This window comes from Caballeronia sp. LP006 (assembly GCF_031450995.1).
Taxonomy (GTDB): Bacteria; Pseudomonadota; Gammaproteobacteria; order Burkholderiales; family Burkholderiaceae; genus Caballeronia.
In genome coordinates this window covers 237,469-251,720 of record NZ_JARTVW010000006.1, presented here as the reverse complement: position 1 = coordinate 251,720, position 14,252 = coordinate 237,469, and the positions used below count along the sequence as shown (strand labels likewise).

Genomic DNA, 14,252 nt, shown 5'->3' with positions numbered 1-14,252 from the left:
GTAGCGACTAGTTGTCGGTGCCTGTCTTAAGTGGAACGACCACTGCGGACTTGGCGTACTGACGTTTGATGGGCGTGACGTTGGCGTCGGCGGGAGCCGGAGCGACAACGGCGTGCGCGGGCGCCTTCGAATCCTCAGCTTTCTCCTCTTTCAGCGCCGCCTTGATGGATCTCTTGATCCAGACACCGACGGTGGTAGAGACAAACAGAAAGGCGAAGAACGAGTGCGCAGCAAGCCACAGGGCAAAGCAAACAGCGACCAACCAGCCGGGCGACTTCATCGCCTTCATAACCAACTGCCTCGGCATTTTTCTCTCCGGAAAAAGACGCACTAGGGGATGTCCAGCCTATACAGCGCTGGATGATTTTCGATGCTCGGGTGAGCAGGGAAAAACGGCGCGCGGAGAGACGCTTTCGTCATGGCTCGAATGAAGGCGTGGCGGAAGCAGCTCAAAGCAGGGGAAAGTGGGATGCGAGCGCGCGGCCTATCGGTATGCGCAACTCGGGTCGATGCGTCGTGGACGCGGGGATAGATGGGAATTTACGCTCTGCCAGCGAGGTGTGTGCCTTCGAAAGCTCCCGATTTCATACCGCCTTTTGCTTTTTTCGACGCATCTGTGACTGCGAGCCAGGCGGCCTTGACTTCGCGCATGCCCTGCCATGCTTGGAGCATACATACCAGGGAGCCAGCACATGCTTATCAAACTACTGATCGCCGTCGGCGGCTACTACCTATATAGACGGTCTAAAGGACGGCGTTGCTCGCGCACTTCGCATTCGGCGCGCACAGCGCCACGTTGGGCGGACGCGATCGGCGCTGCTGGCGAGGCTGCGACGGAGGCGAAGCTGCGCAAATCCCTCCGCTGCCTGTGCGGCGAGGAGTTTTATCTGCACGATGGTCCGTTGGTGATCGAGCACGCACCGGGGACGGCCTTTCCCACGGCAGAGATCGATCACCTTGCGATCACGCCCTTCGGGATTTTCGTTTTTGAGACGAAAAACTGGTCCGGGCACATTGCGCCGTCAGCGATGTCCGGGAATCTCACCCGAACTTCGCACCACGGCGAAACGGAGGATAGGCGCTGCCCAATAGCGCAGAACCGGACCAAGCTCCGATTCCTTCGTGAACAACTGCCAAACATGTGGCCGGTTGCCGGTGCCGGCATTTTCACATCGCCCACGGCCGTGCTTCACCGGGACCTGCCGATCGATCTGCTATCGCTGGAGGAGTTGCCCTACTGGCTGCGACTCAAGCGCGATTCGTTCAAAGAAAGATCGCCGGTGGACATCCGTCGCGCCACGGCGGCCGTGCTGATGTACGCCGACAACTCAGCAAACGCTCTTATTGCCCACAAGGCGCGGGTGGCCGCTTAACCAAAACTTTCGACCGAAATCAAGCCCTTGTCTAGGAAATTTATTCCACATAAACGTTAAAGTGTTACACATATGAACCGTTAAACGATTGCTTACCTGCGCTTGTAGGGCTTTTGTTTGCGCACGACGGCGCGAAAGGGGGGTGAAATATGCGTCTTTTCACTCTCCGAAGGTGTAACGACGAATTTACGATTGGTTACTTAGATGATCGATCGTTCGATAGGTTTGCGGGGATGAGAGCCCCGCTCATGAAGGGCAGCGCCCGTCAGCGCTGCACACAACGGAGAGAAGAAATGCTGTCAGGCGAGACGTCCGGAAACGTTCCAAATAAGTTCAATCCCAATCTACCGGTTCCGTTCTGTGACGATTCCATGTCCGACTTCATCGTCCCGCGCGACGATAACAAAGGGATCACCCGGGTCACCATCGAAAAAGCCGCTAAAGACTCGTTTGGCGGAGAGGACGAGCTCGTCGCGAAGCTGACGGACTCCATGATGGCCGTTTCCGAGTCGCGGGAACGCATCTCCGCAGAGATGATTGCGCTAGGCAATCAGCTTTTCCACGCCCATTACCTCATTCGTAACAATCTGGTGGCGAAGGGCGGCGACAAAATTGCGATCCATCGCAAAGCGGCGCGCATGGCGTACGACTTCTTCGAGAACTCGCTGAAGATCAAGGAGTCGGCAGCCCGCCAGTACATGCGATGCTGGGAACGCTTTGGTAACAACGAAGAGGCTATCCGTATCTTCAATGTCGGCGAGCTCGACATGCTGGCCGCCGCACACATCACCGACGCCCAGATCAACGAGATCATGCTGGCGAAGGAAAGCAAGCCCGACATGAAACGAGCAGACGTGAAGAAGCTGCTCGACGCGCTGCAGAAGCAAGAAAAAGCGCTTGTCGATAGCCAAAAGCAAGTAGACAACGTCACGTCCGTCCTTGAGGACACGAAGACCGCACTCGACCTTGCGCAGCGCGAGGCGCAGCATCTTAAGGATGAACTCGACACCAAGGCGCGGGCCCTGGCGGCAAAGCAGCAGCAACTGGACGGCCTAGACGACCTGTACAACCGTCGTACTGCGGGGATGAGCGACATGCAGAAAGACCTCGCAGATAAAGACAGGGAGATCGCCCGACTGCTCGATGAGGTCATGAACAAAAAGCCAGAAGTTCAGGTGAAGGAGGTTCTTGTCACCCCCACCGGTTTCTCATCGCTATCGGAAGCGTTGGAGGCGAAGACAGCCGAATTCAAGAAGACGACGCAAGCCTTGGACGCACTGAAGCAAGAAGTAACCGAGGTTGAGAAGAACCGCGAGAAAGCCAAGGCTGCGCTCGCTGCCGCAGAAAAAGTGCATAAGACGATGGAAGGCGTTTCCGCCGCGTTCGAGTCCTTCGCAGGAAAGCTCACCGCCGCGCAACTGGCCGTCCAGGCATGCGACAGCCCTGCCGAGCATCGCACCATGCTGGAGACTTTGTCCGCGATGATGCGCAAATCGCAGAGCGAACTCGACGCATGGCTCGCTAAGTAAAAAGGGCTAAGACCGACCACGTGGCCGTGCGCCGTGAGGCGCACAGAATGACAGAAAAATTGATAACGACAATGTCAAAAAATACTCTAGACGCGATTGAGACCAACATCGCGTTACCGGCTTTCTTGGCCGAAAAGATCCAGCGCGAAAACTATTCGCTCACTGACGCAATGCACAAGGTACTTGCGCGGTATCCCGACGCGGAGGGCGTGCTGGGCTTATCGCTGGACAACGTGGAACTGTTCGACACGCACGCCGATCCGAAGGCGACGTTGATGAACATGCCGTTCCTAGCGTTGTCCCCTACCCTGCCGGACCCCAGAGACTGGGATACGTTCGTCAACGGCGTCCTGCGTTCGCGAAAAGTAGAAGAGCTGACGGATAAGATGCCCGAAGTCGATGGCATGACCGGCCGAGACATCTTTCACAACAACAGCTCCTATGTGACGCTGCTTAAGGACGTGCTGCACATGAATGTCCTGGCGGCACCGCTGCTAGGTCTCTCGCTCGAACTCGCGCACTATCTCAAGGGCCTGCCGATGCGTCGCATCCAGTCGGCGATCGGCGAGATCAAGTTCCCGCTCTATAGATGGCGGTTCGACGACAACATGTTCTGGACAGAATACCGCACGGGATGGCTGTCAAACGAGGCGGTCGCCCATTACCTCATGCGTACGGCTCAGCTGTCGCCGTCCACCTTGCCATTCAAGCACGCGTGGTCAGACCTTCGGCTGGACCGGGCTCAGCGCGATGTCTACGCGCGGGCGCTTATGACACAAGGCTGCCGCGCTGCAACTGCGACCAATCTGTTTACGCTGAACGCGACAAAAGCACGGAACACCTACCGGGAAATCCACGGCGTCAGTTCACCGTGCGGCTGCAATCCGACGTCGCTAATCTGGTACGTCGAGCACCCGACACATCGCCTGCAGGGAACGTTCTTGGCATGGCTTTATCGCGCGGCGCTGGCCAACGGAGGCAACATCCCTGAGGCGCTTATCGCCTCTATCGACGTCGCCGAGAAGATGTTCGGCAAAGAGTTGGTCATTAGCCCCGACCGCGCGATCCACCTCACCCGAGCAATGGCGATCCACTCTCGGCTGACGATGACCCCGTGCCGGACCTGTAAGACGGAGTACATCCTCTCCAACGAGCAAGGAAGGATCGAACTGGCGAAAGACTTCTTCTGTCCGGGCTGCAGCTACAGTCTGAAGTCCCGCTTCGCCAAAAAGCAGGCAAAGTCGAAGCCCGAGTAACGATAACCACAACGGAGGGAGTCGATTGATGTCCGAACAGTTTAGCGTTGAAGCTGGACTCGTCGTTTTCTCACGCGACGGCCGCGTGCAGTTTGGCTGGCTGGACCTTCAAACCGGCGCGTACTACGGCGAGGTCGATGGTCTGTGCATTGCCGATGCGATCGGCGCGATCGAATTTCACTCTGACGTGACGCACTGAGCCATGCAGGACTTCGCTTACCTCTTTCCAGACAGCGTCGCCGCATGGCTTGAGGGCCGCGGCGACGCCCGATTCCAACGGTACGAAAGGCACTACCGCGCAGATCGGGCAACGGTGCAGTCGCAGGACGCGTTCGACCTTGAGCAAAGCAACGTTCGCTTCGCGCAAAGATTCGGGTCAGGCAGGCGGCAGTTCGCGGCCGTGTCGAAAAGCAAGGCATTCGGCGCGCTCGCGAACCTCCTCATTCTCCTTTGGGGCGGGTCCGCACTTCTCTCGTCTGTCGGCGCGACACAGCCCGTCGCCGTTGCTGCGGTGCTCGGCGTCGTCTTTATCGCCTTGCGGGTGAAGCACTTTCGAGCCCGCGCCAAACATCGTTAGCAAACGGTTGCGATCCAGCAACGGTGCCGAATGCCGGACCCTACGCGAGTATTACAATGCGTGCGCCGCCGATTGGCCAACGGCAATTTACCAACGAGGGAAGCGGTTTTCGAGACGGACTTCCAAGACGCTTGACTTCGAACACCGCTCGATAAGATGAAAGTAAGCAGATCGCGGGGGCGACTGCAACAACTAGATCGGAAACAACAAATGATGATTCAGAAATACTTCAAACTCTCGATGGCCGCGATTGCTGCATCGCTGCTGGTGGCCGCTTGCGGTGGTGGTGGCGGCAGCAGCAATGCGTCGTCTGCGCCCGCAGCGAGCACGCCCGCAAATCCGGCCAATCTAACAACACCGCAGTATCCGGCCGATAGCTTCCAACTGGCAGCGTTCACCCTGCTCAACCAACAGCGCCAGCAATGCGGCTTCCCGGCCCTACAGGAAAACACGGCACTCGACCAAGCGACGGCGGCGCACGCGCAGTATCTTACGGTGAACGATGTTATTACCGACACTGAAGTCGCGGGCAATCCCGGCTTCACAGGGGCGACTTTCGTTGATCGCGCAGCCCATTTCGGGTACACGTCTAACAACGGTTCCATCGGGGTGTCTGGTGGCTATTATACGAACGCGACGTTGACGGACGCAGAATATGGTCGGCGAGCCATCTATGGTTTCCTGAGCGGGGTGTATCACATTAGCATTGCGGCCTCACTTATGAACACGGTTGGCATCGGCAAGGTCGCGAAAACGTACAACGGCTTCCCGCAAGAGCAGTTCTCGTTGAACTTGACGAATTCTCAGCAGCTAACCTCCAACGCGCCGCTAACCTTTCCGTGCCAAGGGACTGCTGGCGTTGCCTACACGTCGTTTGGAGAAATCCCGACCCCTCCCGCAACGTCCGGTAATTGGGGAACGCCGGTAGGAGTTGTCGGCAACCCGACTGACATCATCACTATGCAAACGGGCACTATGACGGATTCGTCCGGGCATGTCATTACCTTGCAAGTTCTCGACTCGGCCAAAGACCCGAACAAGGAATTGCTGCCGGATCAGGGCGTAGCGTACCCGACCACTCCGTTGTCCCCGAACTCGCAATACACGGTTTCGCTGACGGGTACGATCAACGGCGTGGCGTTCTCGCGTACGTTCAGCTTTACGACTGGAGACGTCGTCGGCTAACAAAAAATCCGCGTACCGGTGCCAAAAGCCGCCAACTTTTATGGCGGCTTTTTTGTCGGCCGCGCTTAATGACAGCCTTGGGCAACCTCGATCGCTTCGCGTTGCGTGCGCTTGACACCAAAAGCCCCGCGATACAGCAGCGCGAGGCGTCGGATACTACTGCCTTACATGGCGAGCCACGGTCTTTACCCTCCACCAGCGCCGTCATAAGGTTCGTTAATGGCGCGTACATACGGATTATTAGCTGCGGGAACCCAATCACCCGTGGCATTGACGAAGCTACAAATGACCGTCCAACTATTTCCAGAATACCCCCCGACCTCCCAATAAGGCCCCGTGGACAAGTCGTAGTAATACGATGTTGCCGGGCCGGCATACGAATTGAACGAGTGCCTTCGTGACACGTTCTCGGGTGGAAGCGTTATACCGTCTTGTTGAGCGCGTGCCGCGCACTGCGTCTGAGGACCAGGAGGCCGTTGCTGCCCGTTCGGAAAGCACACCTGCCCAACCCACGCCGCGCCGTTCCACGACGGAGCAGCCGCCTGGTAAGTCCCGCTCGGGCAGCTTGGGGGAGGCGGCGGTGGCGGTGGCGGCGGCGGTGCATTGCACGAATAGACCCATGTACTGCCGTTCCAGGCGGGGCCGCTGGCAAAGCCATACGCACAGGAAGGCTGCGGCGTGACGCACTGATACCGTACACCAATCTTTTGCCACGAGTAACCAGCGTCACATCCTGGCGCGCGGGGAACGCCCAGAGGGATTTGAACCCATTGCGCCTGTGCTACCTGCGGCATAACTACGGGTGCACTCAGAGCCGCGACAAGACAAACCGTTAGTCCTGTCCTAATTTTCATTTTTTTGGGCATTACTGGTTGCTGTAATTGCATCCGACGTCCACCTGCGCCTGCAGACCGAGCTGATCTGCGACTAACGTGTTCGCTCCATCGGCAAGAACGTCATAGATTTGCAAGACCCACTGACTTCCGTTCCAGCCCATCCCGAAGCGCGCGCCACCGATTGGTGGATTGTGATTCGAGTAATCGGTGGTGACGCTTTGGGGAATGATCCGGTACCAGGGACTTCCGCCCGCACCACACGCCGGCGGATTGATGCCCCAACCGTTGTAGTACCCCGCGTATTGGGCATCGGCAGACTGATTACTCACTAAGGAGCTGACACCAACCCAGTTGCCCCACTTATTACAAACGTACATGAGGTTGTTGCGGATCGCCACGCCGTTCCAGCCACAGTTCCCCGCACCGGCGTTTATGTTCGCAACGTTTGCGGTCGCGGTATTCACTGTCAAAGCATTGCCGTTCAACGTGCCGCTCGAATTCACGTCTCCGACATTGATAGGCGCCGATCCCGTCCCTTGGTAGTTCTGCACATAGAGCGCGCCTTCGGTACGAACGGCAGCGTTCACGGTGTCACCGTAGTAGATTGCGCCGTCGCTGATCTGCAGGCTGTTGCCTGCCTGCAGTCTTAGCGTCTTGGCGCTCACGTTGCCTGCGTTCTGGATGTCCTGATTGTTGGCGTTCATCGTGCCAGTCAACGGCAGCGCACCATCACGCCGGTAATACGGCGAATTACCATCCGCGCCAAAACCGTTAATCGCCAATACCATCCCGGCTTTACTGCCTACCGGATTAGGCAACGTCCACCCGCCGTGAATACCGGTCACCGTCGCAGGCGCTCGGTTTGTCGAGTAGCCGAACTGCGCACCTCCGGCCGCAGCGAGAACACCGGCACCGGCGATGTCGGCAGTCTTATTCCTCATGCTAACCAGCGGCAAGCTCGGATAGATCTGCGAGGCGATATGGCAATTACCTGCAGAGGTCGAACAATTGTCGGGCACGATGGATAGAGCGATCTGGTAGGTGCCACCCCAGAATGGACCGTTCTTGAAAGCAACCTTGTTATTCGACTGCGCGCTCAGTTGCGCCAGCGTCGGCGCAGCGATTGGCGTAGACGTCGTCTGCGAAAACCCCGCGGGAATAAGTGCGGCATAGTTGTTGGTGATATAGCTGCCAAGCGCCGCATTGATCGACGCAATGTTTTGCCCTTCGATCTGCAAGAGGTTCTGGCGCTTCGCAGCGATGTCTTCCTTGATTCCCTGTACTGTCAGCAAGGCCGCGCCAACCAGGACGATCAACATCTCAAGAATGCTTCCCATGTCGGCGGCCCGCGCTTAAGTACGGGTGGTCCAGAGGCCCATCGACGCCATTGAGCCGTTCGACGCGCAGGCGGTTGCGACCGTCGCCGGGTTGAACGCGACCGTCGGTGAAAAGATGGTCGTGCCATTGACCGTTACCTGCGTATAGACGGTGATCAGAGCAGCGGCGCTCAGCGAGCACACCGTCGAGGTGACCGGATACGTCAACACCAGCGCGTCGTTCGAGGTGACAAGCGTATTAACGGCTGCCGTGACAGTCCCGTTGAACATCCCCTTCACCGAAGAATTGTCCGACGCGACGCGCGAACCCGCCGAATCGAAGGCATGGTTTTGCGCCAAGACAGTCAGCGTCTCGGAGGAAAAATCGGCATCGTTCTGCGTCGCGTTCAGGATGCCGGTGTGGAACATCTGCGCCTCGCTTTTGAACTGCGACGCATGGATCAGGTCGAGGACGTACTTCCCGCCGGCATAGACCGCCAGCGCGAGCAACGCGGCACCCGCCATCACTGCACCCGCTTCGATCATCGACAGCTCCCCGGACTGCCTGGTCGCACGCGCCGCTTTCAGCATGCGTGCGCGGCGCGCCTTGATCGCGTCCATCTTATTCGCAGCGGTTGTATTCGGGTCCATCCGGACGGCTTCTCGTTTATCGTTGGTCATTTTTATTTCCTTAGTTGCTTGTAGCGGCGGGATTTCCCGATGTGAGATTGACGGCGCCGGTCACGACATACGAGCCGATGCCAAGGGTTAGGAACAATGCCGCCGCGAAGCCCAGCAGCATGTAGTGCGTCAACCGAGCATTGCACTTGACGGCTTCAACGACGCGATCGAGCGATTCACGCCCAAGGCTTTTGATCGCGGCCTCAAACTGGTCACGGCCCGCAGCGTCCATAATGGTGTCGACGATCGCGAGCGAGAAAATGCCCGTGTCGAGCGCCCGCATCGGCTCGTCTGAACGAGCCGTCAGGCGTCGGTCCATGATCTTCAAATGCCAGCGCAGCCACGGGTCGGCGGTCTTCAACAGCCGCTCCAGCGCTGCACGCAGAGTCATGTTCGAATCGAACAGGCCTGCTAGAGAAACGATCAGGAGCGCCGCGCGCAGATCGCGGCGATTGCGCCACAGCAACGGCATGCGGTCGAACTTGTCGCGTAGCGGCCCTGCCCAACGTTTCAGGGTCGAGAAGTACGCAAACACTAGACCGATCATGGCTGTGAGCGTGAGCCACCAATACTCGAAGCAGAACGTATCGACGTGGTACAGGAAGCGCCCAAGATCCGGCCATTGGTCGAGGGGCCTTACGTCGAGCACCTGCGGGAATATGACGCCACCAAACAGCATGCAATACGCGTACATATAGACGAGCAGCAAGGCTGGATAGGCCATCTGCACCGAGGTGGTAGACGACAGGACGCGCTTGGCCTTCGCCGCCATTTCGGCCAACTCGAATCCGCGCACAACCGCGTCTTCGCGCGACGACTCGTCCGCGATATCGAAAAGCGCGTATTCGTCGCCGGGAATAAACGGCTTGATCGCCATGGCGAAGCTCTCTCCGCGCTGCATGGCCTCCCGGATGCGCGCGAACACCCGCCATTCGAGCTTTCCTCGCGAGCGGCTGCGCTTCTCGTACGTTTCGAGCCGATCAAAAAGCGTCTCGGTGTTGCGCAGCCCTTTTGCTGCGATATCAAGACGCGTCTCGCGATAGAAGTCCTCGCGGACCTTCTGGAAGCGCCAGCGCGCGGCGACCAACTGCTGCCCAGGCGGCAGCATTTTTGCGAACGTCGTGAACATAGCGGGACAAGTTAGACCATCAGACCATCGACGCCGGGCATCACGCGGTACTGCGCGAACGACTGCATCGACCGATTGATGAATTGTGGGTCAATCAAACCGCAAGAAGCCTTGAAAAGAGCGTGTTCATATAGCGTCTTTCCAGTCATATCGGCGTTTTCGAAACCGGTACGGCGCTCTCCGCGCCAAACTTGGCGTGCGCCGGCCCAATCGCGTTGGGCAACACGGTCCAGGAATTCGGGCGTTGGCCGATAGAGTTCTGCGGCCAGCGACGGGCGTTTAGTCCCACCGGCCACCTTCCCGTTGCGCGTGAACAGACCGTCGAGGCGGCAGTGTGCGCACCCGTCGTAGTTTCGGCATGCCATGCGCGACGTGTCGAGGCCGAACTTGGCGCGAAGCACTTCGAGGTCGGCCTTCTGCATGACGTCTTCGGCCGGCAGCTTGCAGTGCTCGCACAGCGTCGGGATCAGCTTCTGATTGCCGACCGCGTTGATGAAGCCTTCCGACGCCAGTTCGTCGATCGGCAGTTGCAGCCGCCCGCCTGCCATACGCATGACGGCCGCGATGATGTCACCGGCGTGCAGAGAAAAGCGCACCGGGTGACCGGTCAGCGCCAGTTCGGCAACGAGCCCCATCACCACCCGGTCTCGCACTTCACCGATGGTCAGATCATCCGGGTCTTGCCGCATGAGCGTACGGATGACTTCCGCGTACTTGCGGTTTGCCTCATCGTCGGTCTCATCCGGACGCCGGATGATGGAGTAGTCGGAGAGCCACGGCATCGGGTACTCGGACGGCTCGTTCACCGCGAACTGCTTTTTCAGTTCGCGATCCGGCAGCATGTAGGACAGCGCGCGAAGCGTCGTCGTCTTTCCCGAGCCGGTCTCACCGGTAAGGGCTGTGATTCCGCCGCTGACGTAGTTTAGCGTGTCGATCAGGTCGAGCTGGCTCTTCTCCAAGCCCATGTCTTTCGGCAGCAGCACCGAATAGTTCTTAAAGTTGCCGTCGAGCAGACGCAGCGTGACGTCATAACCGCCAACGAGCGGGGACGATTGCCAACGAAGATTGACCGTGTCCGTCTTCACAACGAGCGGAATCATCGCGGACTGCGGCGCGCTCGGCTGGAAGCTGTTGCCAGAGTTGGTGTTCTTCTGCACGAGGTCGCTGTATGCCGCGAACAGCGCACGCCGCACGATGCCCTTGGGCATGCGGTTGAACGTGTACATATCGCCGTTCACGCGGAAACGGACTTCGACTTCGTTGTGGAATTCACGCGGCTCGAAGTGGATATCGCTCGCGCCATAACCGTGCGCGGCCTCGATGATGTCGCGGAAAATGCCGATCGCCCGGCTCGACTCGCGCGCGGCCGAGTTCGACGATGCGGCCGTCTTCCCGGCGTATATCGAAGCAATGACAGCCGCAGTCGCGACCATTTCTTCGCGCACGAGGATGTCGTTAATCCCGAGATCCTTGATGAACGTTGCGTACTGCGCCTTCTCCGCGAAACGCGCGGTCGCCACCGTGATGGCAACGCCCGGTTGCAGCTCTACCGCGACAAAGTCTTTCCGTGCGGCGGCAGGAATGCGCAGCGCAGCGTCGTCGTCGGCGATCGTTAGAATCCGCTTGAAGTCCGGGAGCGAGTCGGGCGACACCAGTTCCGGTCGCCCCGATGAAAGCCCGCCGGCCGCTACCTGCGAATCGTCGTCCGATCCCGGTTCCGATTCGGTGACGTTCGTCCACGAAGCCTTGGCGCGTTCCTTCGCCGCCTCTGGCTGACGCTGTTCAACGCGAGGATCATCTTTCGCGGCTGTCGACGCAGGCATGACGACATGCGCGGCCGGCTCCGCTTCAGCCGGCCGTCGGACTTCGGCTTGCGGCTGTCGCTCATTGTTGCACGACCCGTTGTCGTCACGCGCTACCGCGTCTGACGTCGCATCCGAATTGGCTGCAACGCTATCCTCTGCAGTTCCCGACGAGATAGGTGCCGATTGAGACTGCGCGTCGACCGAAGCGGCTTGCTCGGTGACGGTTGCCTCGACTCCCGACTGAGCACGCTCGACGTTGTCCATTGCAGCGCGCATGCTGGCGTAGGTGGGACGCTCGAACGTGGGCGGCACGAACGGCTGGAACACCGGTTCGTCTCTGTCGGGACGTTCTGGAGCCTTGGATCCATGTTCCGCTCGTTGCTGCGGCGCGTACCGGTCATCGTTAAACTCAGTATTATCGACGTCTTCAATGCCGCCGCCCGAGAGTGCACGTCCAAGGAACATAACCTGAGGATTCACCGCGCGGCTCGCTGCCGACTGCCGTTGCTCATTTCCGCATATTTTCTCGCGCACGGGTTTTGGCATCTTCAACTGCGGCTCGGCACTGCTGCCCGGCTCGACGAAACTCGAACGTGGCGTCCGGAAGCGCTTGAGGAAGCCTCCGCGGGCTTCCGGCGTGTCCTGCTCTTCTTGTGCAAACAGACCCATTTCTTATTTCCCGAACGGTACGAAAGTGGAAGCGGTCGACGAGACTCCACCGGGCGGAAGCGGCGATGAGAGATCGGTGATCGCCCGGACGGCCGGGCCGTCCGAAATTACAGGCACCTCAGCCGGTGCCGCTATGGTCTCTGTCCAGTGGCGCTTGCCATCGACGAGGTTGACGATAAAGCCGTCGATAGATGCGACCGTCCAGCCGTTGAGCAAACGAGTTCCGCGGCGTGCGGTATAGGTCGTGCCTTGGTAGTCGTAGAGCACGTACGAACCAGACATATCGGAGTACGCGCCAACGAACGTGGCCGGAAACATGCGCTTGGGCGGAAGACTAGGTTTTCGCTCGATCTTGGGGGCGACGGCCGCGGGCGCAGCCGCGACGGGTGCAGGCGTGGCACCGATCGGCGAATTCAGCCCAACACCCCCGCTCGCGGGCGCTCCATTCGCCCCATTGCCTTCGCCACCCTGGCCTTTGCGCATCGAATCGACCAGCTTCTCGCGGGCGAGCTTGTCGATGTCGTCCAGCGTGAGATGGCTTTCCTCGGAGAGAGCCGCGCCTGCGACAAACATGAGCGCGCCAAAGCATGCGGCGCGAACTGGCCACTTAGTTGAGAACATAATATTTACCCTTCGCAGTGAAATGCACGCCTGTACCGTCGTCCTTCATGTCGACGTCGAGGGTGTCCAGCGCCATGTTGTCGGGCAGGCGCGAGATCAACGCGCTTTGCCATTTGTATCCGTCGATTTGCCACGTGCCCCGCTGCACGAGCGGCCCTTGCACTTCGCCTGCCATCGGTTGTCGCGGAATGAGCCGCTCAGCAGGCTTGATGTCAACGACGTAGCCGTGGCTATCCAGCGTTTCGGGCTTGCTCGAAAGCCGCTGCGGATCCGTCTGCAGAGCCTTGATAAGCGCCTGTTGCGTCGGCCACCCTTTCGTTTGCGCTGGTGCGACGCGCTCGGCCACCGAGACCTCAGGACCGCGCGTCGTCAGATGCAAGCCGTCTGCATTGAAGACGATCGGACGCAGTGACTCGGGCGCGCGTGCGTCGAACTCCTTGAAGGTGCCGCCCTGCCGCTTGTAGGTCACGACACACGGGCCCGCAACCGTGCATGTCGCTTTCTGGAACTGCCATCCGGCGACATTCGTTTCCTGGGCACCGAAGGCTGCCAACAGCTTCGGTACGAGTTGGTTCGCCAGCGGCGCGGGTGCAGCGAGCGTCCGTGTCACCGCCGACTGATAGTCCTGCATGAAGGTCGGTGGGGGCGCTGGCGGAGGCGGCGGTGGATTGAGCGCGTCGATCAATTGCTTACCACCGAAGAATGCGGCCGCCAGGATGACGAGCAACGGAACCGTCGCCGGGACGGTGACCGGGACCTTTTTGATTAGTCCGACCTTGCGAGCCCCGAGCAGCTCGCGAAGGTCGAACGCTTCATCGACCGCGTGCAGTTGCGCGCCATAGCCGAGCGTCGCCAGTTCAAGCCCAGCCTTCGCACAAGCATCCTCAAGAGCTTCACGCTTGTCGGCAAGCGCATTAAGCGCGACTTCCTGATCGAGTGAAACCGCGCCGCGCTGGACCAGCACAAGGTGAACGCGCTCATCGTTCTGGATAAGAACGAGGACCGCAGGACGCCGGCGTACGCGGTCAAGCTGGGCAATGCGCGCTGCGGCGGAATACAGCTTGCCACCCTTGCGCTGTGCGGGCTCAAGCTCACAGTAGCCGACGATCGTCTCGTCATTGGCTTTGAACTCCGCATAGTGCGTCGCGCCGGACTCTTTCGCGTACTCCCGTCGCTCGCCGCGCGAGCCCTTTGCCGAATAGGCGCGCCACTCCAGCCCGAACGCGAGCTTCGCGCCCTTCTCTCCCGGTATCGATTCAAAGTGCATGGGTCTGC

The 14,252-nt window shown here is 59.4% G+C and carries 13 protein-coding genes; 6 read left to right on the top strand and 7 right to left on the bottom strand.

Annotated features, from left to right (window positions below; genetic code table 11):
- Positions 1 to 7: 7 nt before the first annotated feature.
- On the bottom strand, positions 8 to 289 hold the full coding sequence (locus P9250_RS31655) for a hypothetical protein (RefSeq protein ID WP_310397348.1): 282 nt from the start codon (positions 287 to 289) through the stop codon (positions 8 to 10).
- A gap of 403 nt (positions 290 to 692) precedes the next feature.
- Between P9250_RS31655 and P9250_RS31650 the strand changes: the two genes are divergently transcribed.
- From P9250_RS31650 to P9250_RS31625, 6 genes are all read left to right on the top strand, one after another.
- The gene (locus P9250_RS31650; RefSeq protein WP_310397347.1) at positions 693 to 1,373 is read left to right on the top strand and encodes a nuclease-related domain-containing protein; all 681 of its coding nucleotides are present in this window, start codon (positions 693 to 695) and stop codon (positions 1,371 to 1,373) included.
- 248 nt (positions 1,374 to 1,621) lie between these two features.
- Entirely contained in the window at positions 1,622 to 2,902 is a 1,281-nt protein-coding gene (locus P9250_RS31645; protein WP_310397345.1) for a hypothetical protein, read from the top strand.
- Positions 2,903 to 2,949: 47 nt separating this feature from the next.
- Positions 2,950 to 4,158 (top strand): FlhC family transcriptional regulator, encoded by a 1,209-nt coding sequence (locus P9250_RS31640; protein WP_310397343.1) that lies wholly within the window; start codon positions 2,950 to 2,952, stop codon positions 4,156 to 4,158.
- A 25-nt stretch (positions 4,159 to 4,183) separates the two neighbouring features.
- Positions 4,184 to 4,357 (top strand): hypothetical protein, encoded by a 174-nt coding sequence (locus P9250_RS31635; protein WP_310397681.1) that lies wholly within the window; start codon positions 4,184 to 4,186, stop codon positions 4,355 to 4,357.
- Between the two features lie 3 nt (positions 4,358 to 4,360).
- A complete protein-coding gene (locus tag P9250_RS31630) occupies positions 4,361 to 4,735 on the top strand; it encodes a hypothetical protein (RefSeq protein ID WP_310397341.1) in 375 nt (124 codons plus the stop codon).
- Between the two features lie 210 nt (positions 4,736 to 4,945).
- Positions 4,946 to 5,920, top strand: a complete 975-nt coding sequence (locus P9250_RS31625; RefSeq protein WP_310397339.1) for a CAP domain-containing protein — start codon at positions 4,946 to 4,948, stop codon at positions 5,918 to 5,920.
- An 865-nt stretch (positions 5,921 to 6,785) separates the two neighbouring features.
- On the opposite strand, the gene P9250_RS31620 is transcribed toward P9250_RS31625, so the two are convergent.
- Genes P9250_RS31620 through P9250_RS31595 form a run of 6 tightly spaced genes read right to left on the bottom strand, consistent with a single transcriptional unit; the run spans position 6,786 to position 14,244 of the window.
- The gene (locus P9250_RS31620; protein ID WP_310397337.1) at positions 6,786 to 8,075 is read right to left on the bottom strand and encodes a hypothetical protein; all 1,290 of its coding nucleotides are present in this window, start codon (positions 8,073 to 8,075) and stop codon (positions 6,786 to 6,788) included.
- Between the two features lie 33 nt (positions 8,076 to 8,108).
- Positions 8,109 to 8,753: a hypothetical protein gene (locus P9250_RS31615; protein WP_310397335.1), complete on the bottom strand. Its 645-nt coding sequence runs from the start codon at positions 8,751 to 8,753 to the stop codon at positions 8,109 to 8,111.
- Between the two features lie 10 nt (positions 8,754 to 8,763).
- Positions 8,764 to 9,882, bottom strand: coding sequence for a type II secretion system protein (locus tag P9250_RS31610; RefSeq protein ID WP_310397333.1), 1,119 nt, complete (start codon positions 9,880 to 9,882; stop codon positions 8,764 to 8,766).
- An 11-nt stretch (positions 9,883 to 9,893) separates the two neighbouring features.
- Positions 9,894 to 12,356 (bottom strand): ATPase, T2SS/T4P/T4SS family, encoded by a 2,463-nt coding sequence (locus P9250_RS31605; RefSeq protein ID WP_310397331.1) that lies wholly within the window; start codon positions 12,354 to 12,356, stop codon positions 9,894 to 9,896.
- 3 nt (positions 12,357 to 12,359) lie between these two features.
- Complete coding sequence (locus tag P9250_RS31600) at positions 12,360 to 12,929, bottom strand: hypothetical protein (RefSeq protein ID WP_310397330.1); 570 nt, start codon at positions 12,927 to 12,929, stop codon at positions 12,360 to 12,362.
- A gap of 34 nt (positions 12,930 to 12,963) precedes the next feature.
- A complete protein-coding gene (locus P9250_RS31595) occupies positions 12,964 to 14,244 on the bottom strand; it encodes a hypothetical protein (protein ID WP_310397328.1) in 1,281 nt (426 codons plus the stop codon).
- Positions 14,245 to 14,252 lie beyond the last annotated feature (8 nt).